At 63.3% G+C, this 24,823-nt stretch carries 23 protein-coding genes; 12 read left to right on the forward strand and 11 right to left on the reverse strand.

Annotation, left to right across the window (positions count from 1 at the left end; genetic code table 11):
- Window positions 1-8 precede the first annotated feature (8 nt).
- The 5 genes from H6955_19570 to mobA form a co-directional block, all read right to left on the reverse strand.
- Complete coding sequence (locus tag H6955_19570) at window positions 9-932, reverse strand: hypothetical protein (GenBank protein ID MCP5315767.1); 924 nt, start codon at window positions 930-932, stop codon at window positions 9-11.
- Window positions 929-2,113 (reverse strand): cell surface protein, encoded by a 1,185-nt coding sequence (locus H6955_19575; protein ID MCP5315768.1) that lies wholly within the window; start codon window positions 2,111-2,113, stop codon window positions 929-931. Before H6955_19575 ends, H6955_19570 begins: the two co-directional genes overlap by 4 nt.
- A gap of 152 nt (window positions 2,114-2,265) precedes the next feature.
- The gene (locus H6955_19580; protein ID MCP5315769.1) at window positions 2,266-3,549 is read right to left on the reverse strand and encodes a molybdopterin molybdenumtransferase MoeA; all 1,284 of its coding nucleotides are present in this window, start codon (window positions 3,547-3,549) and stop codon (window positions 2,266-2,268) included.
- Between the two features lie 13 nt (window positions 3,550-3,562).
- The gene (gene mobB, locus H6955_19585; GenBank protein MCP5315770.1) at window positions 3,563-4,138 is read right to left on the reverse strand and encodes a molybdopterin-guanine dinucleotide biosynthesis protein B; all 576 of its coding nucleotides are present in this window, start codon (window positions 4,136-4,138) and stop codon (window positions 3,563-3,565) included.
- Between the two features lie 2 nt (window positions 4,139-4,140).
- Entirely contained in the window at window positions 4,141-4,779 is a 639-nt protein-coding gene (mobA, locus tag H6955_19590; protein ID MCP5315771.1) for a molybdenum cofactor guanylyltransferase, read from the reverse strand.
- Window positions 4,780-5,116: 337 nt separating this feature from the next.
- Here mobA and H6955_19595 point away from each other — a divergent pair, with 337 nt between their 5' ends.
- From H6955_19595 to moeB, 3 genes are all read left to right on the forward strand, one after another.
- Window positions 5,117-6,535 (forward strand): sigma-54-dependent Fis family transcriptional regulator, encoded by a 1,419-nt coding sequence (locus H6955_19595; protein ID MCP5315772.1) that lies wholly within the window; start codon window positions 5,117-5,119, stop codon window positions 6,533-6,535.
- A gap of 42 nt (window positions 6,536-6,577) precedes the next feature.
- Window positions 6,578-8,659 (forward strand): cache domain-containing protein, encoded by a 2,082-nt coding sequence (locus H6955_19600; protein MCP5315773.1) that lies wholly within the window; start codon window positions 6,578-6,580, stop codon window positions 8,657-8,659.
- Window positions 8,660-8,720: 61 nt separating this feature from the next.
- Window positions 8,721-9,461 (forward strand): molybdopterin-synthase adenylyltransferase MoeB, encoded by a 741-nt coding sequence (moeB, locus tag H6955_19605; protein MCP5315774.1) that lies wholly within the window; start codon window positions 8,721-8,723, stop codon window positions 9,459-9,461.
- Here the strand turns inward: moeB and H6955_19610 are convergent.
- On the reverse strand, window positions 9,458-10,120 hold the full coding sequence (locus tag H6955_19610) for a class I SAM-dependent methyltransferase (GenBank protein MCP5315775.1): 663 nt from the start codon (window positions 10,118-10,120) through the stop codon (window positions 9,458-9,460). The two genes, moeB and H6955_19610, sit on opposite strands and share 4 nt — an antisense overlap.
- Window positions 10,121-10,130: 10 nt before the next feature.
- Window positions 10,131-11,882: a nitroreductase family protein gene (locus H6955_19615; protein ID MCP5315776.1), complete on the reverse strand. Its 1,752-nt coding sequence runs from the start codon at window positions 11,880-11,882 to the stop codon at window positions 10,131-10,133.
- A gap of 189 nt (window positions 11,883-12,071) precedes the next feature.
- Between H6955_19615 and H6955_19620 the strand changes: the two genes are divergently transcribed.
- On the forward strand, window positions 12,072-12,860 hold the full coding sequence (locus H6955_19620; protein MCP5315777.1) for a dioxygenase: 789 nt from the start codon (window positions 12,072-12,074) through the stop codon (window positions 12,858-12,860).
- A gap of 5 nt (window positions 12,861-12,865) precedes the next feature.
- On the opposite strand, the gene H6955_19625 is transcribed toward H6955_19620, so the two are convergent.
- The gene (locus H6955_19625; protein ID MCP5315778.1) at window positions 12,866-13,843 is read right to left on the reverse strand and encodes an alpha/beta hydrolase fold domain-containing protein; all 978 of its coding nucleotides are present in this window, start codon (window positions 13,841-13,843) and stop codon (window positions 12,866-12,868) included.
- 187 nt (window positions 13,844-14,030) lie between these two features.
- On the opposite strand from H6955_19625, the gene H6955_19630 reads away from it, so the two are divergent.
- The 3 genes from H6955_19630 (at window position 14,031) to H6955_19640 (ending at window position 17,792) form a co-directional block, all read left to right on the forward strand.
- The gene (locus H6955_19630; GenBank protein MCP5315779.1) at window positions 14,031-15,602 is read left to right on the forward strand and encodes a sodium/solute symporter; all 1,572 of its coding nucleotides are present in this window, start codon (window positions 14,031-14,033) and stop codon (window positions 15,600-15,602) included.
- Between the two features lie 143 nt (window positions 15,603-15,745).
- The gene (locus H6955_19635) at window positions 15,746-16,327 is read left to right on the forward strand and encodes a carbonic anhydrase (GenBank protein MCP5315780.1); all 582 of its coding nucleotides are present in this window, start codon (window positions 15,746-15,748) and stop codon (window positions 16,325-16,327) included.
- Window positions 16,328-16,505: 178 nt separating this feature from the next.
- The gene (locus tag H6955_19640) at window positions 16,506-17,792 is read left to right on the forward strand and encodes a hypothetical protein (protein MCP5315781.1); all 1,287 of its coding nucleotides are present in this window, start codon (window positions 16,506-16,508) and stop codon (window positions 17,790-17,792) included.
- A 43-nt stretch (window positions 17,793-17,835) separates the two neighbouring features.
- On the opposite strand, the gene H6955_19645 is transcribed toward H6955_19640, so the two are convergent.
- Genes H6955_19645 through moaA form a run of 3 tightly spaced genes read right to left on the reverse strand, consistent with a single transcriptional unit; the run spans window position 17,836 to window position 20,726 of the window.
- Window positions 17,836-18,747 carry a helix-turn-helix transcriptional regulator gene (locus H6955_19645; protein ID MCP5315782.1) on the reverse strand — a complete coding sequence of 304 codons (912 nt, stop codon included), beginning with the start codon at window positions 18,745-18,747 and terminating at the stop codon, window positions 17,836-17,838.
- Window positions 18,748-18,775: 28 nt separating this feature from the next.
- Complete coding sequence (locus H6955_19650) at window positions 18,776-19,696, reverse strand: formate dehydrogenase accessory sulfurtransferase FdhD (protein MCP5315783.1); 921 nt, start codon at window positions 19,694-19,696, stop codon at window positions 18,776-18,778.
- A gap of 7 nt (window positions 19,697-19,703) precedes the next feature.
- The gene (gene moaA / locus H6955_19655; GenBank protein MCP5315784.1) at window positions 19,704-20,726 is read right to left on the reverse strand and encodes a GTP 3',8-cyclase MoaA; all 1,023 of its coding nucleotides are present in this window, start codon (window positions 20,724-20,726) and stop codon (window positions 19,704-19,706) included.
- Between the two features lie 292 nt (window positions 20,727-21,018).
- Here moaA and H6955_19660 point away from each other — a divergent pair, with 292 nt between their 5' ends.
- From H6955_19660 to H6955_19680, 5 genes are all read left to right on the forward strand, one after another.
- Window positions 21,019-21,531 carry a DUF3305 domain-containing protein gene (locus tag H6955_19660; protein MCP5315785.1) on the forward strand — a complete coding sequence of 171 codons (513 nt, stop codon included), beginning with the start codon at window positions 21,019-21,021 and terminating at the stop codon, window positions 21,529-21,531.
- Entirely contained in the window at window positions 21,528-22,142 is a 615-nt protein-coding gene (locus H6955_19665) for a DUF3306 domain-containing protein (GenBank protein ID MCP5315786.1), read from the forward strand. Before H6955_19660 ends, H6955_19665 begins: the two co-directional genes overlap by 4 nt.
- Window positions 22,139-23,779 carry a 4Fe-4S binding protein gene (locus H6955_19670; protein ID MCP5315787.1) on the forward strand — a complete coding sequence of 547 codons (1,641 nt, stop codon included), beginning with the start codon at window positions 22,139-22,141 and terminating at the stop codon, window positions 23,777-23,779. The genes H6955_19665 and H6955_19670 overlap by 4 nt, the downstream gene beginning before the upstream one ends.
- Window positions 23,780-23,826: 47 nt before the next feature.
- Complete coding sequence (locus tag H6955_19675; GenBank protein ID MCP5315788.1) at window positions 23,827-24,417, forward strand: molecular chaperone TorD family protein; 591 nt, start codon at window positions 23,827-23,829, stop codon at window positions 24,415-24,417.
- Window positions 24,418-24,608: 191 nt separating this feature from the next.
- On the forward strand, window positions 24,609-24,812 hold the full coding sequence (locus H6955_19680) for a twin-arginine translocation signal domain-containing protein (protein MCP5315789.1): 204 nt from the start codon (window positions 24,609-24,611) through the stop codon (window positions 24,810-24,812).
- The last annotated feature ends 11 nt before the right edge of the window (window positions 24,813-24,823 follow it).

Here is a 24,823-nt window from a genome sequence, read left to right on the forward strand (position 1 = left end):
TCGCACCCTCACCAACGCGTGATTGCGCCGCCACTGGTCGGCATTTCGTACTGCGGCTGAAGGTAACCAGTCGGCTTGTAACCGAAGCGATCGTTCTCGATGATCCCATCGTCCTGCTTGTCACGCCGAATCGCGTCGAAGGTCGCATCGTCGACCCGTACGCCCCAGGTATCGACCGTCTCGGTGTTCCCGGTCTCTTCGTTTTTCACCGGCACGCTCACCGGCCGCCCGGTCGAATCGAGTGCCTGGACGATCAGGTAATAGTTGCGCGCCTGCCGATTGATATCCGGCACACGCCAGACGCCCGACGGTTCGCCCGGACGGTTGACGATCCGCAGCACATACTCCTGTCGAAGCACGTCAGCGAGCTGATCGAGTTGCGTCAGCGCCTGTTTGGCGATTGTCGGATCGTCCGCGGCAAGCGCGGCGCTGCCGGTCTGGTAGATGCGCTGCGCCGCCTGGCGTGCATCGTCGGTCCGCGCAAGCGCCGCGACCTCTGTATGCCGCTCGGTGAGTTGGCCCGGCAATGCCGCGCGTGGCGCGACGAATGCGAAATGATTGATCCCGGCGGCCAGCGACAGCGCAGCGACCGCTCCGCCCAGCCATTTCCCCCAGCGGCCACGCTTCACGTAGACCAATGCCAGGCGACGCGCCCACCCGCCTTCGATCGGTTTGTAGGTGAATCGATCCTCGCGCAATGCGGCGACGCCCTGCTCGATCACATGGTCCGGGACATCGATACCCTGCTGCGCATAGATACGCTTGAGGCGGGCCTTCAGATCCTCTTCACGCCCCAGCTCGTCGAGTTCCCGCGACACCAGCCGCTCGCGCCGGCGCAGCGTGTCGACCACGTCCATCGCCAGCATGATGTCATCCAGCGGCGGACGCTCCGCGGACCCGCCAGGCGGTACCGCGGCTTGCGCTGCGTTCATGCACGCGTCTCGAGCGTCAGACCCTTGCCCTCTTCCGCGAGGCGCGCCAGGCGACGCTTTCCATCCTCGACGGCATCACGGATCTCGCCGGCATTCTGCGTCGCGAGCTTGCGCATTTCATCGATGATCTCGTGTGACCGCTCCTGCCACGTCACTACGGATTCGACGAGCTTTTTCACCGACTCGGCCCGGACCGTCGGCCCATACCCCGCTTTGACGGCTGCTTCCTGTACCTTGCCGCCAACATCGGCCAGATCTTCCAGCGATCGGCTGACGCCATCCTTCATCGCCTCGATCGTCTGGGTTCCCTCATGCAAGCCGAACATGCCGGTGAACGAGGCACTGAGTGCGGTCAACACGACCTCGTTGGTACCAAAGAACGTGGTGGCCTGGGCGTAGACCCGCTCCTTGGCCGTAGTGGTCTGCAACAGCCTGGCCATGACCACCTCGGAGGTGTTGTAGCTCACGGTCAGGTTGTCGGAGAGATCCTTCGCGATCTGGTAGCGCTTGTCGGCCTGCTGCAGCGCACGCACCCGTTCGTCGCGCGCCAGCTCCAGCTTGGCACGTTCGGCGGCGTCGTCTCCGGTGAATCCCTCGATGGTCTGCATTGCCTGACCGACCGCGGCCTTGGCCTCCTGGAGCGCCGCCTCCGCCTTGCTCAGCACCTCGAGCGCCAGCACCTCGGACTCCTTCAACGCGCCGCGGAAGTCCTGGTAGGCCTCCAGGATCTTGTTCTCGCGCTGGATCTGGTCGTTGGTCGCCGCGGTGACGTCGAGATACACGTCCTTGATCTTGTCGAAGCGGCTCGCGATATCGCCGCGCGTGACCTTCATCCAGACATTGCTGATGCGTTCGAAGGTGTCCAGGCGGCCATCTTCAATCTGCTCTACCATTTTCTTAGCATCATCCCTTATGCTATTGAATGAATTGGTTATTTCCTCATATCTCTGACCGATCTCCATGGCCTGCACCTGCTCGCGTACGACGTCGTTGAAAAGCGATGCCTTGTCCAAGGTACGCGCGATCGCCGCCACCCGCTCCTCGTCCAGACCGGAGATCTGATTCAGCAGTGCTGTGATCGGTGCCTCCTGCCCGCCCTGCTCGGCCGGCAACAGGCCGAGGTCGTGCAGCGAATTCATCGCCTTGTCGAGATACCGCATCGGGCTCGTCATGGTCGTCATCCCGGCTCTCCTTCGTGGTGATTCGATCCGGCGGCGCAGCGCCCGGCGCCGCACGCCCCGTGTTGTTGTCGGCACAGTTATAACCGAAATCGGACCGGGAACAGCAGCCGGAGGACGCCGCCGATGTGCCGCAGTCCACACCTCTGCGCTGGCTATGCGCCGGTTTGCAGGAGCGTGGTGAAAGGCTCGACCTTGACGATATCGCCTTCGGACACGCCGTCACAGTCTTCCGGTAGCAGGATGAAGCAGTTTGCACGACTCATCGACGTCAGAATCCCCGAGCCCTGTGCCCCGGATGGGCCCGCAGTGAGGCGCCCCTGCTCGTCATAGGCGAGGATGCCGCGCACGAATTCGAACCGCCCCGCGCGCTTGCGCAATGCGGTTCGCGCGCGCGCCTCGACCACCAAAGGGGTTGGCCAATGGCCGCTGGCCAGACATCTGAGCGCCGGACGTACGAACTGCTGGAAGGTCAGCATCACCGCCACCGGGTTGCCCGGCAGACCGAAGAACAAGGCGTCGCCGAGATGACCAAAGGTCAGCGGCCGACCGGGTTTCATCGCGATGGTCCAGAACGCGACCTCACCCTGACCGGCGAGGATCTCTTTCGTATAGTCGGCCTCGCCGACCGAGACACCGCCCGAAGTCACCACCACGTCGGCCAGCTTCGCGGCCCGCTGAAATGCGCTGTGCAGTGCCTCGCGGTCGTCGCGCACCACGCCCAGGTCATGGATCTCGACACCGAGTTCGGTCAGCAGGGCATGAAGGCTGTATCGATTGCTGTCGTAGATCTCGCCCTCACCGAGGACCTCACCGATCGAACGCAGTTCGTCACCGGTGGAGAAGAAAGCGACACGCGGCCGTCGCCGCACGCTGAGCTCGGCAAAGCCGAGCGACGACAACACGCCGACATCCGCCGCGCTCAACAGGCGACCGGCCGAAAACAGGCAGGCACCGGCCGCGATGTCCTCCCCGGCCTGACGGACATTCTGCCCGGCACGGTGACGCGCATCGATGCGTACCCGACCGTCGTCGAGCACCTCGACCTGTTCCTGCATCACGACGCTGTCGGTACCCGGAGGCATCGGCGCACCGGTCATGATGCGCACGCATTCACCCTTCCGGCATCGGACCCCGGTGGTCTGCCCGGCCATGACGGTCGCCACGACCCGGTATTCGCGGACCCCCTCGTCCGGCAGGTCGCGGCTGTCGAATGCGTAGCCGTCCATCGCCGAGTTGGTGTGGCTCGGGACATCGATCGGCGAGACACAGTCCGCGCCGAGCACACGTCCGAGTGCGGCGCGGATCGGCACCTGTTCGACATCGCTGATCGGTACGAGCGCGGCGTGAATCGCCTCGCGGGCCTGTCGCACCGTTAGCGCCAGCGGGTCGCTGGCATCGGCGCACGAGGGCTGCGGACTCACCTTGACGGTCGACATACTTCTCCCACCACTAACAGGCCAGGTTGGAGCGAAGTCTCGCCTCCTCGCCGATGAATTTCAAAACGAATGCCGCGACTTCCGCCGGATCGTCGAGCGCCAGCAGCGGCAGGGGACCCGGATCCAGGGCGAGCCCCTGCCCGTCGGTCGCAATCGCGACGATATTGGGGTCTTTCGGAAACAACAACGGCTTGCCGAGTGCAGCGCGATGCAATTCGATCTTGGGAAATGCCTCGGCCTTGAAGCCCTCGACCAGTATCAGATCGAGTCGCGAGGGATCCAGCATGTCGAGCAGTTCGCGCAGACCCGGCTCACCCCGAGTCTCATCGCATTCGCGGATCCAACCCACCCGGCAACGACCGGCGATCAGCATCTCGTCCGCCCCCGCCTCGCGCAAGCGGTAACTGTCCTTGCCGGGTTTATCCAACTGGAATGCATGATGCGCATGCTTGACCACCGCGATGCGCAGCCCCGTTGCCTTGAGGAGCGGCAACAGACCGAGCAGCAGCGTGGTCTTGCCGGTACCGCTGTATGCGGCGAAGCCCATCAGCGGAACCGGGAACTGAATCGTCGACAGCACGTCGCGCATCCTCAGACCTGTGAGCGCGTACCGCCGGCACTGGCATAGTCTTCCGGCGTGTTGATGTTGCTGAACTGCTCGGGGACGTCGCTGAAATCGGCAGTCACCCAGTTGTTGCGTGGATACCAGCGATCGATCTTGCGCTCCCCCTCGGCCAAGGCCTCGCGCAGGCCCGGCAATACTCGCCGGTGCAACAATGCATAGACCGGCTGTAGACGCTGGCCATCGTGAGCGACCGCGATATCGGCTCCGGCCGCTTCGAGCGCATCGGCCAGGCGCCGCACGAGATTGCCGACGACGACAGGACCGTCGCACGGCAATGTGAGCAGGTAATCCGTTCGCATATTTTCCAGGCCGGCAAGAAAACCCGCCAATGGCCCTTGAAATCCGTCGAGCGGATCGGCGACCACCGGGTAGCCGAACTGCGAATAGGCGTCCTGGTGGCGGTTGGCACTGATCAGCACCGCACCGACCTGCGGCACGACCGCATCCAGGACGTGACCGATCAGCAGACCCGTGCCGAACGGTAGCAGACCTTTGTCGCGCCCCCCCATCCGCCGGCTCTTGCCCCCGGCCAGCACCAGCGCGGTGATATCGCGCGATCCGATCAATTTGCTTCTCCTTACTGCGCAGCCGCGCGCTTGGCGCATCTTGCATAATCTGCAAGACCAGTGCCAGCAAACGGCGCCATCCAATGGTGCCGTGTCGCCGCTCCCGCACGGTCGCGGCAGACCGGTTTGACGTACGGTTGGCACCGGCCCGGGGCCGAGATTCCGGCCTGCGGGCGTCCTCCCCGTTTCCACCGCGGGAGCCTGGGCATCTGCGGGACAAAATGTACCAAAGTGCACTAGACTGGAAAGACAGTTTGGACCAGCTGCACGGCGGCATCGTGCCACTGTTCGGAAAATCGTTCTGCCATTTCCGTCGTTTTCCGTGACAGGCCAGCGCTGGGTCCAACACGATAATTATTAAACACAGACGACGAATATGGCTTGCCCGACAGAGACCCTACGCACCGCCATCTCCGAGGCGGCGGTGTCAACCAACCCGAAGAGCAACGGTACGCGGCTGAACTCGGTACTGGTCGTCGACGACGAACCGGGCATACTGAGCTTCCTGCAGAAAGGCCTCACGACGGAATTTGGCCTGGTCGAGGTCGCCGCCGACGCTGACGCCGCCGATGCACTCCTCGCGCGTTGCCACTTCGACCTGATCATCTCCGACATCCGCCTGCCGGGTCGTTCCGGAGTCGACTGGGTCACCCAACTGCGCGAGCAGGACCTGCTGACGCCGGTCATTTTCATGACTGCGCACGCCGACCTGCAGACCGCAATCACCGCGCTGCGTGCCGGGGCGTCGGACTTCATCCTCAAGCCGTTCCGCATGGAGCAGATGCAGACTGCGGTCAACCGCTGCATCGAGCGGCAGCGCCTGCAGAAAGAGAACTTCCTGCTGCGCCGCCAGGTGGCGCACATCCACGAAGGCAGCGGGATCATCGGTTCCTGTGATCTGATTCGAGGTGTTTGCGAAGTCATCAAACGCGTAGCGCCCATGCCGTCGACGGTCCTGATCCAGGGCGAATCGGGCACCGGCAAGGAACTCGCTGCACGTGCAATCCATCGTTTCAGCGGACGCAATGGCTCCTTTGTACCGATCAACTGCGGCGCGATGAACGCAGAGCTTCTCGAGAGCGAGTTGTTCGGTCATGCCAAGGGGGCATTCACCGGGGCGATAAAGGCCCGCGAAGGCCTGTTCTCTTATGCTGATGGCGGTACACTTTTTCTCGACGAGATCGGCGAGATGCCCCTGGCGATGCAGACCCGCCTGCTGCGCGTCATGGAGGACCGCGCGGTGCGCCCGGTCGGCGGCAACCGCGAGACACCTGTCGATGTGCGCATCATCGCGGCGACCAACCGCGATCTGAAGGCCGAAGTCGACAAGGGCAATTTCCGCGAAGACCTGTTCTATCGCCTAAACGTTCTGAGTATCCGGATGCCAGCGCTTCGCGAGCGCATCCAGGACCTGCGCGAACTCGTCGAACACTTCGCAAACAGCATCGCCACCGATCTGGGTGTGCAGGTGCCGACGATCGCCGACAGCGAGTTGCAACAGCTCGCGCGATACGATTGGCCCGGCAATATTCGCGAACTCAAGAACGTGATCGAGCGTTGCCTGCTGCTGAACCACCAGCTCGGACAGAACCTGCCCGGCTGCTCTCCGGCGGGCGCCGTCAGTGGCCACGCTGCCGATGATGAGGACGACCTCAGCCTTGAGGCGGTCGAGCGACGCCACATACTGCGCGTGCTCGAGATGCAGGGTGGCAACAAGTCGGCAGCAGCACGCATACTCGGCGTCTCCCGCAAAACGCTCGAGCGCAAGTGTCAAAGCTGGGGCGTCAACCCCTGATGGAGCGGATCGGCAGGAACGCCCCGACGACCGGATAACGGCATGCACCCCGTGCGATGGGTCGACCGCATGATTCGCAGCAGTGTGCGCCGCAAGCTGCTCGCGTTGACGCTGTTTCCGGTCGCGCTGGTGCTGCCGCTGGCGCTTGCCGGCCTCGCGCTGTGGGGCGCCTCGTTCACTTACGAACAGCTATACATCAAGGTCAACACCGACCTCGCGGTGGCCCACGACCTGTTCAAGCGCATCCAACAGGATCACCTGAATCAGCTTGCACGGCTCAGCGAATCCTATCGGTTTCGCGATGCGGTCGCCAACAGCGACCACGCCACCGTCGCGGGACTCATCGACCGTCTCAAGCGCGAATCGGCATTCAGTTTCCTGCGGGTGATGCCGGTCTCGGAGATCGAGTCGCTGGATGATCTCGAGCCGGGCGTCGGCATTCAGATCCTCGGCCCCGAGGCGCTGCGCCGGATCGATCCTGCGCTTGCCGATCAGGTACGTCTGCCACTCGTCCAGACACGCCGTGCGCGCCCCACCGATCGCACCCTCGAAGACCGCGGCATGCTGATCCGCGCCCGTCACCCGGTGGTGAACGCCGACGGCACGATCGACAAGGTGCTGGACGGTGGTGTGCTGCTGAACAACAACTTCACCTTCGTCGACGCGATTCGCGATCTGGTCTATGGCCCGGGCAGCCTGGCCGACGGCAGTATCGGCACGGTCACGGTGTTCCTCGACGATGTACGCATCTCGACCAATGTACCTCGACAGGCGGGTACACGGGCCCTCGGCACGCGCGTATCCGAGGAGGTCAGCCGCAGCGTACTCGACGAAGGGGAGCAATGGGTCAATCGCGCCTTCGTCGTCAACGACTGGTATATATCGGCCTACGAACCGATCGTCGACATGCACGGGCATCGTGTCGGCATCCTGTACGCCGGTTATCTCGAGACCCCTTATCGAACGGCGCTGTGGCGGGCGCTCGGACTGTTGCTGCTGCTGGTAATCGGCCTGCTCGCACTGTACGCCATGCTGGCCATCCGCGGTGCCAAATCGATCTTCCGACCGGTCGAGCAGATGTCCGCTGTGGTGCGCGCCACACGTCTGGGCGAATCGCAGCGCGTCGGTGAGGTGGCCGGCCAGGATGAATTGGCCGAGCTGGCGCATGAATTCGACGCAATGCTCGATCGCCTCGAAGACCAGGCCGCGGCACTGCAGAGCTGGGCAGCACAGCTCGAGGACAAAGTCGCCGAACGCACCGCCGAGTTGCAACAGCGAAACGACGAACTGCAACGCACCATCACGGTACTGCGCGAGACACGACGCAAGTTGGTGACCGCAGAAAAACTCGCCGCGCTCGGGGAGCTGACGGCCGGGGTCGCGCACGAGATCAACAATCCGACCCAGGTCATGCTCGGCAACCTGGACGTCCTGATCGCCGAACTTGGGGAACAACTTGATCCGGTACGGCCGGAGATCGACCTGGTCGTACAACAGATCTACCGTATCCAGGGGATCATCGAGAAACTGCTGAAATACGCGCGCCCCGACGAGTATGCCGGCTATCTCGCCGAGATCGACGTGAACCAAGTGATCCAGGACACCACGGCGCTGGTATCGCATATGCAGAAGCAGCACCCGTTCGAACTGAACCTCGATCTGCAGGCGACCCGGAGGATCACGATCAACGAGCAGGAACTGCAACAGGTGTTGGTCAATCTGGTCAGCAACGCCGTGCACGCGCTGCCGGCCACCGGCGGCGAGATCTCTATCGCTGCGAGCGATTGGGATTCACACGGCGTCTGCATCACGGTCTCCGACAACGGTAGCGGAATGACCGAAGACCAGTGCAGCCAGATATTCAATCCCTTCTACAGCACCAAGCGCCAGGGTCAGGGAACCGGGCTGGGCCTGTCGGTAAGCTACGGTCTGGTACGGCGCTACGGCGGTGACATCACGGTGACATCGCAACCCGGTGTCGGCACGCAGTTCAAGGTCTGGTTGCGTGCCGAACCGACGATCGTCGAGGATGCCGAGACGATTGCCGAGCAACTGCGCTCATTCGAGGCCGGTGAACCGGGTGCCGACAACCCGGAATCGGCCACCCCGGCCAATTGGCGCTGAAGCCGGCCGAAACCACACAGCGACGGATACCTAAATCCCTATTTTTGCAGGCTGCAACCCGATGACTCCTGAGCAACGCAAGCGTTATGCCCGACAGATTCGCCTGGACGCCGTCGGCGAGGCCGGCCAGCAGCGCCTGCTGGACGCCCGAGTGTTGATCGTAGGCCTTGGCGGTCTCGGTTCCCCGGCCGCGATGTATCTCGCGGCAAGTGGCGTCGGTACGCTGGTGCTGAGTGATTTCGACCGTGTCGAACCCTCCAATCTGCAACGCCAGATCATCCACCGCGAGGCCGATCTCGGCGAACTGAAGGCCGCGTCTGCAAAACGTACGTTGCATGACATCAACCCGCACTGCGAGGTGATCGCGCTCGATTGGGAACTGGACCAGACCGAGTTGCGCGAGCAGATCCGCGCCGCCGACCTGGTGCTCGACTGCACGGACAATTTCGCCTCTCGCTTCCTGCTCAACCGCATCGCGATGACCCAATCGACCCCGCTCGTGACCGGCGCGGCGATCCGACTGGAGGGACAGATCATGACCTCCCTGGGGGATCGGGGACCCTGTTACCAATGTCTCTACCCGGTCGAGCTGGAAAATCAGGAGACCTGTGCGATGGAGGGTGTGCTCGCACCGGTGGTCGGGATCATCGGCACATTGCAGGCATTACAGGCAATCCGGGTACTGACGGGCCACGGCGACGACCTGCGCGGCGTACTGCTGTTGTTCGATGCGGCCGCGATGGTTTGGCAACGCATCCGCGTGCCGGCAAATCCAACCTGCCCGGTTTGCGGCGGTCCTTAACGCTTGCGCGCCAGGGTCAGGCCGTCACCGATCGGGACCAGGCTGACGCTGACCCGCTGATCGACCAGCAGTAGTTCGTTCAGGGTGCGCAGCGCCAGGGTATCCTCATCGTGATCCTCCGGATCGGCGACCGCCCCGCCCCACAGCGTGTTGTCGAACATCAGCAGACCGCCCGGGCGCACCAGTCGCAAACAGCGCTCGAAATAGTTCCGATAGTTGGTCTTGTCGGCATCGATAAACGCCAGATCGTAGGAATCGCCACCACCGGCAGCGATCAACGTGTCCAGGGTCTGCAATGCCGGCGCGATACGCAGATCGATGCGCTCGCGAACCCCCGCACGTTCCCAGAATGGAATCCCGACATCAGTCCATTCCCTGCTGACATCGCAACACACCAGCCGACCGTCCTCCGGCAGCGACTGCGCCATACACAAGGCACTGTAGCCGGTGAAAGTGCCGACCTCGATGATCTGACGCGCCCCCATCAATTCGACCAGCAACGCCATGAACTGACCCTGTTCGGGAGCGATCTGCATCCGCGCGTGTTCGTGGTCGGCGGTCATCTCGCGCAACTGGCGCATCACCGGCGTCTCGCGCAGCGAGTAACGCAACAGGTAGTCGTAGAGACGATCGTCGAGTGTCACGGTACGGTTGCTCATCGGCGATACCCTAACATGCCGCCTCCCGGCGATGTCCTGGTTCCGCCTGCCGCATACCGGATGGCGCCGCGCCAGACGTCACTCGGGAAAGCTGGAAAGTGTTTCCATCGCTCGCCTCTGTTCGATCGAGATGGGCGTACGGGGGTTCGCTGCGCAGTCTCAGGTCCTCCACCGCACGACCAACCGTGAAGTGATACAGCGTCTGCCAGTGCGCTTCGGCGGTGGTGTCGATACCGAGCAGGCGGTGCACCTCATCGTCGAAAAAGCAGCCGATCCCGGTACCGCGCAGACCGACCGATTCGGCTTCGAGATACAGCACCTGGCCGATCATTCCGCATTCCCAGTGCAGTCGACGATATCCCCAGCCGCCGTCGGATGCCAACACGCCGCCCAGGTCGCCGAGCATCGCCACCGCAAAGGCCCCCTGAGCGGCGATATCCTGGTGACAGCTCACGCCGCTGGCGAGCATTTCCACATCCAGTGGCGCCTGGAGCCGAAACAGAGGCAGGGTGCTGTCATCGACCCTCGCCCAGTCGAATTGCGGCGAGGTACAGGCCCTTTTCAAGTCAGGGAAGCGCCCATGGTCGCGATCGAGCAGGTACAGCCCGGGCTCGAGGTCATCGACACGGTGTACGAACAACAGCAGGCTGACCGCCGGTTCAAACGGCAGGGCGTCGAACGGGGCACGATCCGATGCCGGCAAGGTACGTCGCAACGCGCGTTCAAAATCGGCGCGCCGCATCGCGCTGTGTCCGTCCATGCGTTGGGCGCTGCGACGCTGGCGGATCAGCACACAGGCATCACCGGCACCCGTCGTCGCCGCCGGTGCACCGGCGCCCTGCGACGACAGGCCAACGGCTGCAGCCGGCGTGTCCGATTTGTGGACCGCTGGCAGGACATTCGCTATCTGCGGCCACGCGACATGCGCACTGCTCAGACGGTTGGCATGTCCCCGCCAACCCTCCAGAGCGGTCGCCGACTCGTCCCACGGCACACGGCCGTGCGGCGTTGGGGCCGGGCCGAATACCGCCAACAAATCGGGATGTTCGGTTTCCGCATTGCTGAAATCGGCATCCCTGTCGATCCCCAGCAGCGCCGAGACGGTCTCGTCGGCGGGGGCATCATCCATCCGCAACCGCCAGCCCAGTACGCCGGCGGCAAGGCGGAATGCCGCCAGGGCATGACCGACGTCGTGTTGGCAGTACCGAAAGGCGCGTGCACCGTACTTCCATTCCTCCCGCCAGATGATCGATGAAAGTCCGATCGCCCCGTAGCCATCCACATGGGCCTCATCCAAACGATTCGCGGCCGCCTGCGGTAAGAACGCTCGACGTTCCAGCGCATGCATTTCGGGGACATAGTGGTAGAGGCCCGGGACCAGTACCTCCGAGACCGCGCGCCACAACAGCAGGTAGCCTTCCGTCGGATGCAGATTGCCGCTCGAGGGGTTGTTGCGCAATGCCCAGCGTGCCCCACCTGCTGCCTTCCATGCACTCAGTCCGAGCGAGAGCTCCAGCAGCAACCCGAGGCTCGACTCGGACAACCTCGAAGCCGATCGCCGGTCCACCCCATACAGCGCATCGTAGGTACAGCGTCCGCAACCGTCGACCAACGGAAGCGGCACCATCTCCGCCCCGCTGAATCGCCGAAACGGGTCGGGCTGCGTCGCCCAGTCCAGGTAAGCCGGACCGGGCGCGAAGGCGCGCAGATGGTGTTTGGTCGATTGATGGTAGGTACGAACCACCCGAATCGGAGTACTCATCATTTCTCGTGCCCGTCGCGTGTCACCTGCGCTCACCCACCGGTCGGCATAACGAAATATCGTACATCCACGTCGATCCGGCGGAATTCTCGATGTCGGTCGGACCAGGCACTCGACATGCTTGTTCCTGTTCGCCAGGATAGGCAAACGACCGGGCACCATGGCTGCCTGCTACGAGCGACATCAGCGATGCGATCGGTTGCCTTTATCTCGCATGGCGGTGGACCATTGCCACTGCTGCATGACCCCACCCATGCCGAACTGGTTGCGGTATTGCGAGATCTTCCCACGCGGATGGCTCGACCCGCGGCAATCGTGGTGATCAGTGCCCACTGGGAAGCCCCATGCGTCACGCTGACAGGATCCGCATCACCCGGGCTGATCTATGACTACGTCGGATTTCCCCCCGAATCCTATTCGGTCAGCTACCCGGCGCCCGGTGCACCACAGCTTGCACAGCGACTGCATGAACTGCTGCAGCAACAGGGCATCGTCTCCGACGTCGATGCGCAACGCGGATTTGATCACGGATTGTTCGTGCCGTTGAAGATCATGTATCCGGCGGCTGACATCCCCTGCGTCCAGCTATCGCTGGTCAACAATCTGGATCCCATGACACACCTGCGCATCGGTCAGGCATTGGCCAAGCTGGATGTTCCTGACCTGCTGTTCCTCGGTTCCGGGTTCTCGTTTCATAACCTGCGCGCGTTCTTCACGTCTCCGACGCCTGATACGCAGGCGATGAACGTGGCATTCGAGCACTGGCTGTCACAAACCTGCGGCGACCCTGGCCTGAGCGAGGCAGAGCGTGCGCAACGCCTGTTGCAATGGGAGGAGGCGCCGGCTGCCCGTTATTGCCATCCTCGCGCGGAGCATCTGTTGCCACTGCACCTGTGTTACGGCATCGCTGGCAGCCCGGTATCGGAGGCGTTCACCTTCCAGGTGATGGGAAGATGGGCCAGCGCCTATCTCTGGTAGCCGGATCAGAGGTTGCGCGAGAAAAACCTGACGACGCGCCTGCGTGATGCGTCGGCCTGTTCCACATCCGGGATGATATCCACCTGCGGAACCACCCCGGTCGCAAACACACTGCCTTCGTCACCAAACGGGTCGAACACCGTGATAGGTACCTCCAGTCGATCCCATGCATGGAAAGCACCCTCAACACCGACGACTTCGACCACCGCCCGGTCCGCGGGATCGAGCAGGTCGCCGACCAGTTCGGTACAGGGTGCTACACCGTTGTCGTAGTCGTCCTCGGTACCCACTTGTATCAACACCGGCGCACCGGTCAGATCAAGGAACTGAATGCCGAGGAGGTCGGGAGGACTGAGTGCCGGGATGTCGTAGTTGTTGAACGCATAGCAGACCGGATAGTGCGCTACATGGGCCGCAAACCGGAGCCCATTGCCAAACTGTCCGGCGTACAACTCCTCTGCCGCGGCCATGCTCACCACACCGCCCCATGAGAATCCCAGCACCCCGATACGCAGTGGATCAATACCTTCCTGTGAAGACAGGAAGTCCAGTGCGGCAAACGCATCCGCATAGGTAAATATCGGCAGCGGCGGTCTTTGCTCGGGCGTGGCCACGCCCCGCGCTTCCCACATGTCGATCTCCAGCGTCGCAATCCCGGCGGCATTCAGTGCACGCGCGTAGAAGTCCCCGCGTGCATCGACACCCGCCGATCCGTGCAGGATCAACACCGCCGGGACTTCGTGCTGCGGCGCGTTGCAGTGCTGCCGACGTGTCAGGTCGCCCGGCAGCTTCATCTTGCCTTTGACAGTCAGGGGCGTGGGCGGTGTCTGGGCAATGTCGTAGGATTGAAACTCGATGAACGAGATCGCCGGGCGCCGCTCCTTGAAACAACCATTCCCGAAACCACCTGTCGCATGTGCGGTATGAGGAACAATAGCGACGACCAGAAAAACAAAACAAAGGCTGCGGCACAGCATTTTCACTATCTTCTCCTCGCACGGGCGAGGTCGGCGAACCGACCGGACAGTTTTCCCTAAATAAAGCCGATCTCCCACGGAAGTCAACGCGATCGCGCGCGCAAGGGAAAGCCAACCGGACGGCAACACGTTGGCCGTGCAACGACCGGGTGCCGCCACGCACACGTGTCGACTGTGCTAGGGTTGGCTACCGATGCAATCCCCAGTTCTGAGTTCCGCAGACCTGACGGTCGTCGCCGTCTACCTCGCGCTGGTGCTGTTCATCGGCCTTCGGGTCGCACGACGCACGCATACCGGTGACGACCTGTTTCTTGCCGGACGCCGTCTGGGCTGGTTGCCGATCGGCTTCTCGCTTTTCGCTTCGAACATCTCCAGTACGACACTGGTCGGATTGTCCGGTGCCGCCTACACCTGGGGCATTGCGGTGTCCAACTACGAGTGGATGGCAGCATTCGTACTGATCGTGTTCGCGATGTTTTTCGTGCCTTACTACCTCAATGCCCGTATCACGACAGTGCCGGAGTTTCTTGAATGCCGCTTCGACCGCCGGTCGCGGCTGTATTTCTCGGCGATGACCTTGTTCTCCAACGTGGTCGTCGACACCGCCGGCACCTTGTTCGCGGGGGCGATGGTGTTGCAGGTATTCTTTCCCGACATCGACCTGTTTGCCGCCTGCCTCGGTCTGGCGCTGGTCGCCGGACTCTATACCGCGGCCGGCGGACTGGCCGCTGTGGTCTATACCGACGTACTGCAGGCGGTCGTGTTGTTGGTCGGCTCGTGCATCGTCGCCTGGCTCAGTTTCGCCGCGGTGGACTTTTCGTGGACGCGCGTGGTCGATGCGACACCCCCTGAACGCCTTTCGTTGATGTTGCCGCTGGACGATCCCAACCTGCCGTGGCTCGGCACGCTCATCGGGGTACCGGTCCTCGGTTTTTATTTTTGGTGCACCAACCAGTTCATCGTGCAACGCGTACTCGGTGCGCGCAGTGTCGCCCATGCACGCTGGGGAGCGTTGTTTGCGGGTTTCTTGAAACTTCCCGTGCTGTACCTGATGGTGATCCCCGGCGTGATCGCCGGGATCATATTGCCGCCGCTGGACAATGCCGATGCAGTCTTTCCTGCGCTGGTGACGACCCTGTTGCCGGCCGGAATCGCCGGGCTGGTCATGGCCGGCCTGCTTGCGGCCATCATGTCCAGCATCGACTCGACACTGAATTCGGCAGCGGCCTTGTTGACCATGGACTTCCTGCAGCCCGAGCGGCGTGCCTGGTCTGCGACCCGGATCGCATGGACCGGGCGCGCGTTCATCGTACTGTTCATGTTCGTAGCGGCATCGGTGTCACCGTTGATCGCCGACTTTCCGAGCCTGTTTCACTATCTGCAATCCGCCCTGGCCTACCTGGTGCCACCGGTCGCGGTCATCTTTGGGCTTGGACTTTTCTGGCGGCGCGCCGGTCCGAGCAGCGCATTCGTGACGCTGATCGGCGGACACATCGTGTCGGCCGTGTTGTTCGCGTTGTCGATGTTCGAGGTGCTGCAGTGGCACTTCACCGTGGTGGCCGGGGTCCTGACGCTGATCTCCGCCGGGCTGTTCGTTGCCACCGGTTTGCGCACGGCACGGCCCAGCGATGAGCAGATCGCCCGGTTCACCTACCACAGCGACGCCGCCAAGCGGCAACCGGGGCTCGCCTGGTGGCAGGACTACCGGCTGCACAGCGCCATCCTGCTGGCGTTGACCTGCACTATCGTGATCGTCCACTGGTAGCCCCTCCGGCATCACCGCCACTGTCCCCCATCGACATTCTCCAACCGACCGTCGACGTTGCAGCGAAGCTCTACTAGGCTTCCAGGGCCTGCCCCAGAACACCAACTTTGCCAAGTGCAGGCCACGCCAGAGGAGGAAAACCCATGAGCGATGTTGTTAAAGAAGTGATTGCCGCGAACGGCGCCTATGCGGCTGACTTCGGGGACAAGGGCGAACTGCCCATGCCACCGGGCAGACGCTTTGCCATTCTGACCTGCATGGATGCCCGACTCGACCCGGCAAAATACGCCGGACTCGCCGAGGGTGACGCGCACGTGATCCGCAATGCCGGAGGTCGAGCGAGCGACGATGCCATCCGATCGCTGGTGATTTCGCACAAGCTGCTCGGTACGCGTGAATGGTTCGTGATTCATCACACCGATTGCGGCATGCTCACCTTCACCAATGAGATCATGACCGATCTGCTGAACAACAGCCTGGAGACCGCGACCGTTGATGCGAACGGCTGGCACGACACGGGCAAGGGCCCCGGCTCACCGGAAGGACGTTACATCAACTGGCTGACGATTTCGGACAACGCGGCGAGCGTCGTCGAAGACGTGAAACGCATCAAGGCACACCCCCTGGTAGCCGGGTATATCCCGGTTTACGGTTACATCTACGACTGCAAGACCGGGCGACTGGTCGAGGTTCCGGAAGCCACCGCGGCCGGCCGACCGGACTGAACACCTGCTTTCTGATGCAGCAGCCGGTCAAGGACGATCGGCTGCACCTCACCAATCAGCCATGCCACCCGCATCGCGTCCCTGAAACGGTCCATCCCCCAGTATTGACTTGCAAGCCGCACCCGATCGCGGCAGATTAACCGCAGAATCCCAGCAGGACGCCGCGTGGAGGTACCCAATGCCGAGCAAGATCACCGTTTTCACCTGTGGGCTGCTGTTGCTCTTCGGCGTGGTCACCGCGCATGCGGCTGTCGGAATCGGGGTCTTCCTCAAGCGTTCCCCGGCATTTCTCGAACAGCAGACGGTCGACTTCTATATCTCGGGATTCAATACCGGGACCGTCGCCGAACAGGTCGACGTACACGTCGGGGTGATCGCCGAGAACGGTACGATCTACGAATACCCGAACTGGAATACCAGTTTGACCCCATGGTTGCGTGCTTTCTCGATCCCGGCCGGGTTCCGCCTGGGCGCGACTTATCTGGGCAACCTCGACAGCTTTCCCGGGGGCCTCACGCCGGGGGCGTACAAGCTGGCGGTCGCCCTGACCCGCCCGGGCACCTTGGACATTCTGGCGCTCGATGTCACGCCGTTTGTCGTACAAGGCGATGAAACCGTCTGGACCTCGAGTGGCATCTCGCTGGGCAAGGGTGAGTCGCCTTCGGGTGTCACGGCACCCGTGGTCAGCGGCGCCGGGTCGTTTTCCCGGGTAACGTTCGACCCCGGGACACTGATCACGCTGTTCAACCAGTCGACGCCGGATGTGGACCAGTGCATCTTCAACACGACGCCGCGTGTTCTCGAGGTACTGGTTGGCGAAAACAACATCACCTCGCTGGACGCCGGCGACCTGTTGCGGATCAGTGCACCCGCGTTGGGTAGCGTTGATCTCAACAAGGTCGTGCTGAGCGACGGCAGCATCACCTACGGCAACAGCACGATCGCCGAGAGTTTCTTTCGAAGCGGTACGAACTATACGGCCACGGGGTTTGGCGGTCCGGGTTTTGCGCCATTCAGTGCGAGCCGCACGGCGCCTTCGGCCATTGTCGTCAGCCAACCCGATCTGAGCAGCCTTCAGTCGATCAACAGTGGCCAGGACCTCGTTCTGCGATGGCTGGGCCGCAACGGCGTGGGCGAACTGTTAGTGACGATATCGGCCACGAACGGCACGCTCGCAGAGCCCATGGATGTGACCTGCCGTTTCGTCGATGACGGCCACGGCGTGGTGCCGTCCGCGCTCTTGGTGCAGCTGCGCGACGCGATCGCGGCGGCGGGGACACAGATTCCGGGAATCTCGGGCATCGACGGTTTCGATATCGCCGATATCCTCGGTGACAGCGTCGCACTACCGAATGCCTCGCTGGTGGTGTCCAGGCTGTACACCGAGGTCGTGTCAGCCAGCGCCGACGATCGGGTGACCTTCGCGGTAACCCGCGCCCTCGGTGTCTCGGTGAACCTGCAGTGACGTCGGTGAGACGACGCGGGCTGTGCCGGGTATTCCGCGGGTATCAGTCCTCGCCCCAGATCAGTTCACCGCTCTCGCTGAAATCGTAGCCGCCCAGCGTATCGGCGAGCAGCCGGCAATCGCCGGCCTGCAGGCGTCCCAGCAGGTCCTGAAAAAGGCGGCGAAACCAGATGTTGCGCGGCAACGCAAAATCGAACGCCTCGACACCGATCGGCAGGAACGCCAACCCGGCCTCGGTCGCCGCGGCCCGTGCGCCGGGTGCGACATCGGCCTGTCCCAGCACGATGGCAGTCGCCGCTTCGCGTTCCGACAACGCCGTGGCCGTTACATTGAGTGCATCCGCGGACGTCGAGCTACGCCGCAACTCCAGCAGAAAACGCTGTGCACCGGCGCCCGGTTGACGCTGCACCCAGCGATACTCAGCCTTCATCAGGGTCTCCGCGTCGTCGACGGCGTCCGCCAGCGACGGGCGCAACATCAGGCCCTGCTCGCGCGCGAACGCGCGAATCAATACCCAGTTCCGGCACATCGGGTGCTGGCGCAGCAGCGCCGGATGACGCAGCCGGCTCTCGGCCAGCGGCCCCCAGTGCAGCGCGCTGACATCGACGCGATTGGCCTGCAGCAGGTCGAGCCCTAGACGCGTGCCAGTGGGGGTATAGCTGATCTGTGCCATTGAGTGCATGTCGCGCGCAAACGCGCTCACCAGGCGATACAGCAGGGGATCGTCACTGCCCGCGATGACCAGCCGGTCCGCCAGCAGCCCACCGTGCGCGGAATCCATCATCCAACGGTCGATCAACTCGCGCGGGAACATCCATTTCCCGGTGACCTTGGTCGCCGGGATCTTGCCCTCGCTTACCAGCGCGTAGACTTTCTTTTCATTGAGCTGCAGGTAGGCCGCAACCTGCTTGGCGCTCATGAATGCATCGTGTTGCGGCATCGCTACGGCAGACATCGCGCAGAGCCCTCCTTGAACCGATCGCTCAGCCGGTGCGCCGGCCTCGCTGCGCGGAACCGATCGGGGCGGCCGGCGGTATCGCATCGAATGTGATCTGATCGGCACCGTTGTAGACCAGGAAATGCCGCCCCTTGGCGCGTGCGATCAGCACGACGCCGATCTTCTGCGCCAGTTCCAGGCCCCGGAAGGTGACGCCAGAGCGCGACAGCAGGATCGGGATCTGCATCTGCGCCACCTTGATCACCATCTCCGATGTCAGGCGCCCGGTCGTGTAGAACCACTTGTCTTTGCCATTGATGGCGTTGAGCCACATGTAGCCGCTGATCGCATCCGCCGCATTGTGTCGTCCGACATCTTCAACGAACAGATGAATGCGCGGGTCGGTCGATGCCGGGCAACTGCACAACGCGCAGCCATGCACCGCACCCGCACGCCTGTACACCTCGTTGTGCTGGCCGATCTGCGCGAGCAGGTCGTAGATCAACGACTGGGTGATCGGTACCCTTGGTACGCGGATCTTTTCGACCTGATCGCCGATTCGTCCAAACACCGTGCCCTGGCCGCACCCGGTCGTTACCGTGCGATGCTTGAGTTTATCGTCCAGGTCGGTGATGCGTTCGAACGTGGCGACGCGTACTTCGGCCTTGTCCCAATCGACCTGCACCGAGTCGACCGATTCGAGGCACGGTACCAGGCGCTGATTGAGCAGGTAACCGAGTGTCAGCATCTCGGGGTGGGTGCCGAGCGTCATCAGGGTGACGATCTCGCGATCATCGAGAAACAGGGTCAGCGCCCTTTCACCGGCGATGAAACCGCTGCGTGGCTGGCCATACTCGTCGACAGCCACCACTTCGTGCGCCGGACTCAGACCGGCATCGCTCATCTGCGGACGATACCGTCGCTGATCGTCGGAGGATGCCTTGTTGGGCGACGATACGCGGCGCATCGCTGCCCTAGCCCCCGGTATGGTTCATGTGCCGGAAGATCACCGGCTGGGCCTGTAGATCGAAGTCATGCCCGCGTGGTTTCAGCGCCATCGCGGCGACGATCGCGTGTCGCAATGCCTCGTCGTCGCCGGGGTTGCCACGCACCACCCGACGCAGATCCACGCTGTGCTCCTGGCCCAGACACAACAGAAGGCGACCTTCGGACGTCAGGCGCACCCGGTTGCAGGTTTCGCAGAAATTGTGGCTGTGCGGCGAGATGAAACCGATGCGCGTCTCCACGCCCGGCACACGAAAATAGCGCGAGGGGCCACCGGTGTTTTCCGCGGTCGGCACCAGGGTGTAGTGTGCGCCGAGATCCTCGCGGATCTGGTCGCTGGAGTAGTAGCACTCGGCACGGTCGTGATCACCGACCACGCCCAGAGGCATCTCTTCGATAAAGCTGATATCGATGCCGCGTTCGATGGCGAATGCGACCAGCTCATGGATTTCGTCGTGATTGCGGTTCTTCAATATCACCGCATTCAGTTTGATCCGCGAGAATCCGGCGTCCTGCGCTGCATCGAGCCCGGCAAACACCCGCTCGATCTTTCCGTTTCGCGTGATCGCGGTGTAGCGGTCCGGGCGCAGCGTATCGAGGCTGACATTGATGCGGCTCACGCCGGCTTCGCGCAGTTCACGGGCAAATTTCGGCAGCTGCGTACCATTGGTGGTCAACGCCAGTTCCCGCAGGCCTTCGAGCTCGCCGAGTTCGCGAAACACCTTCAGGATATCCCTGCGGTGCAAAGGCTCTCCGCCGGTGATGCGGATCTTATGCGCACCCAGATCAACGAAGCTGCGGCCGACCTGGATGATCTCCTCCAGGGTCAGCAGACTCTCTCGCGGCAGGAACTTCATGTTCTCCGACATGCAGTAGACGCAACGCAGATCGCAGCGGTCGGTAACCGAGATCCGCAGGTAGTTGACCTCGCGCTGAAAGCGGTCGACCAGGGGGCCGGTCGTGGACTGCGTGTTCTGCTGCTGTTCGCTCATGGCATCTCTCTGTCTGGCCGATCACAGCTGCAAGAAGCGTTCCGCCATCATCCGCTGCGGCGCAACCCGGCACGGGCACACGACCGCCGGTATCCACACACCCTCGCGGCATCGTTTCTCTCAGCCCGAAGCTGGGCACATTTGTCGCACAAGATTTGCTCTGACGCGACAAATTGCCGCAGTCAGTTCGACCGTTCCCGGCAATTTCTACCCGTTGACGGTGAAACCCGGCCGACCCCCGGATGGTACACAACTTGCTCGGAACGTTGAATGATCTGAGCGAGGTGAAGGGATGACGGAGAATGCTGACACCGCCGGCGAGGCCAGGGGCCGCTTCCCGGTCGCAGTGGTGCTGCAGCGGACACCCGCCACCAGTCCGTGGATCGAGCACGTCTGGGACGCCACCGGGATCGCGGTGAACGGGCAGTATCCGGACCGCGAACCACAGCTGGTGCGCGACGACGGCAAGACCGCGGTGTACCTGGTCGGTGGTCTTCAGGTATCGCTGCATGCCGACGAGTGCGAGAGCTACTACTACAACCTGGTCAGCGAAACGCCACGTGCCTATGTGGTGGCACACGCGACCGACGACAACGACCGGCCGCAGCCTTTCTGCGTGAGCATGAGCTTCGACGAAGCACACGCCTATCTGGAGGGGGATGACCGGATTTTCGCGGTCGAGGTGCCGCCCGAACTCTACCGCTGGACCGAGCAGTTCGTGATCGCCAACTACTTTCCGCAGAAGAAACTCAAGCGCAAGTTGCGCGACTGGTCGGCGGACACGACCGGGGAGTCCTCGGCGTGAGCCGCAACCCTCACGACAACCCGGTCGACGATGAACACCGTGTACCCGGCGAAAGCTTCCTGGAGCGGTTTCACCGTCGCAAGACCGAGGCCCGGCAACAGGCATCGTCCATGGAACCGGTCGACGCCACACCCGTCGTCGCGCCGGCCGAGGACGGGCCACCGGACCAGGCCGTGGAACTCACCGATGCGGATATGCCGCCGCTCGACACCCTGACCTTCGACTCGGACTACAGCGGCTTCCTGTCGCCAAAGGTCAGCGAGCACCTGCGCCGCGCGGCATTGCGCAAGCTGTTCCACAGCGCTGCGCTCAATGTCACCGACGGACTCGACGACTACGCCGAGGACTTCACCACTTTCAAGCCGCTCGGCGACTTGATCACCACTGACATGCGCCATCGTATCGAGGTAGAGGCACGCCGGCGCGCCGAGCAGCTCGGCGAGGCACTGGCCGACGAAGGAGATCGCCCAACCCGAGATCTCCGTCAGATCAAGGGCGAACAACCGTGCATGGCCGCGACCCCGACGACGCTTCCGGAAGACGCCGGGGCGAAGATCACCGGTGAAGACGTCGAGGTGCCGCCGACAACAGTGCCCAGAGGAGACGTATGAACGAAGCCAGTTCCAGCCTCGAGCAGAGCCGCAATCTGCGCGCCCGCGGCGCCGCCCAGGCGGCGGCGGAACGCCTCGCGGTCACGCCGACGGGCATCGTCCGTTACACCTCGCGCGGCCGCGTGCTGGTGATCGGCGGTGAAGCGGCGCAATGGTGCGCGGCGCGGCTGCAGACACCCTTGCATGCCGAACTCCTGCTCACCGACGGGGCCGAGGAATCCGGCGTCCCGGCGACCGCGGTCGGCGGCCGCGCACTGTCCATCAGTGGCCATCTCGGCGCGTTCAAGGTCGAACTCGGCGAGCAGGGCCGGCACAACTACCAGCGATTCGAGGCCGACCTGGTCGTGGATTTCTCCGCTCGACCGCTGTTCGACCGCGAACTGCCGCCACCGGGATACTGGCATTTCGGACGCGAGCCGCAGGATCTGGACGCCGCCTGGCTGGCGCTCGATGGCATGGTCGGCACCTTCGAGAAACCCCGCTTCTTCGACTACGACGCCAGCATCTGCGCACATGCGCGGTCCGGCCAGAGCGGTTGCCGCCGCTGCATCGACAGCTGTCCCGCCGAGGCGATTATCTCGATCGGTGAGCAGGTCGAAGTCAACCCGAACCTGTGCCAGGGTGGCGGCATCTGTGCCACCGTCTGCCCGACCGGCGCCATGCAGTACGCCTACCCTGGCCCCGGTGACACCGCCGAGCGTGTGCGTCTGCTGCTGCGGACCTACCAGCGCGACGGTGGCACGCAACCGTGGCTCGCGTTCGTCGCCGAGGCCGACGCGGCGGACCTCGCCGCCGTGCCGGCGAACGTGCTGTTGGTCGCCGTCGAGGAGTTGGCCAGTGTCGGCCACGAATTGTGGCTGGCGGCCATCGCCTGGGGCGCACGCCGGGTGCTGCTCGTCGAAGCCGGCTCGGTGCCGCCGAAGGCGCGCGAGGCCCTGTTGCGGCAGCTCACCTTCACCCACGAACTGCTGGCCGGGCTGGGTCTTCCCGGCGAGGTGTTGCAGCTGGTCGATGCGACGACGCTGGATGGGCTTGGCGAACTCGAAAGTACGCTGCCGGCGGCCAGCTTCGCGGCGCTCGACCGGAAACGCCAACTCGCCGGTCTGGCGCTCGATCACCTGTGGCAGCACGCGTCCGCCAGGCCATCGAGCATCGCACTGACGCCCGGCACCCCTTACGGCCGCGTACGCGTGGATACCGACCGATGCACCCTGTGCATGAGTTGCACCTCGGTCTGCCCGGCCCAGGCACTGAGCGCCGGCGAAGAGGTGCCGCGCCTGATGCTGTTCGAGAGCAACTGCGTGCAGTGCAGCATCTGTGCGAACAGTTGCCCGGAAAGGGCCATCACGCTGGAGTCCCGCTACCTGGCGGATCCCGAACGCCGTCGGCAGGCTGTCGTGCTCTACGAAGAACCGCCGTTCTGTTGCGTCAGCTGTGGCAAACCGTTCGCGACCCGGCGGACGATCGACAACATCCTGGAAAAGTTGAACGGTCATGCGATGTTTCAGTCCGAGCGCGCCCGTCGCCGGCTGCAGATGTGCGAAGACTGTCGCGTGGTCGATGCGGTCCAGGATGCGGAAGCGATGCAGTCGGGCGTGTTCGGCGCCACCAACCATTCGAGCAAAGGCAGAGCATGAGTAATCCACACGGGCCACAGGGCTCGATAGAAGAGGCCAGTCTGCAGATGGCCGTGACCCCACCGACGGAACAGCACTATCGCGCCGGGCTCTACGGCCTGCTGGGCGCCCTGATGCGCAGTGCGCCGGACGAAGGCACACTGCGACATACCGCCGCACTCGCCCCCGATGTCGACCGGGAGCACGCCGAACTTGCACTGGCGATGAACATGCTCGCACTTGCCGCAAGGCACAGTACGCCCATGGCGCTGCGCGAGGAGTATCACGACCTGTTCATCGGTCTGGGACGTGGGGAACTCGTGCCCTACGGCTCCTGGTACCAGACCGGTTTCCTGATGGAGAAGCCGCTCGGGCTGTTGCGCAATGATCTGCGCCGGCTCGGCTTCGAACGGGCCGACGACGTGCACGAGCCCGAAGATCACATCGCGGCCCTGTGCGAGGTCATGGCGCTGCTGATCCTCGACGACACCCCGTTGAACGAGCAACAGGCTTTCTTCGACACCCATATCGGCAGCTGGGCATCCGGGTTCTTCGCCGATCTGGCCAAGGCGGAATCCGCGGTGTTCTACCGCTCTGTTGCACGGCTCGGCACGGCGTTCATTGCGGTCGAAAAGTCCTATTTGTCCCTGACCAACTAGACAGATTGTCGCATGGGTGCGGATTGACACAGAACCCAGGCCGAGAGATGGCTGTCCAGTTCCCTTTCGGTCATTTTTCTCCAGGGTAATTTGGATCGCAGCTTGCAGCATGGATAACGATTCGAGGGGCTCGCGCCCCCGACGAACCAGACTCAACCCGCAATGCGGACCGCATCACAGGAGCAATCGCCATGAAGAATCCCAAGCAAGTGTCTGAGTCACGGCGCAAATTCTTGCGCGATGCGGGCGTCTCCGGGGGCATGGCGGCGGTCGCTGCAGCGATCCCGGGCGCCGTGATCGCGGAAACCGGCAACGATGCGGCCGAGCAGAAAGCCGCGCAGGGCTATCGCCTGACGCAGCACATCCTCGACTACTACAAAACCGCAGCCAGCTGAGCCGGCGCGAC

The sequence above is a fragment of the Chromatiaceae bacterium genome, from assembly GCA_024235395.1.
GTDB lineage: Bacteria > Pseudomonadota > Gammaproteobacteria > Chromatiales > Chromatiaceae > Thiosocius.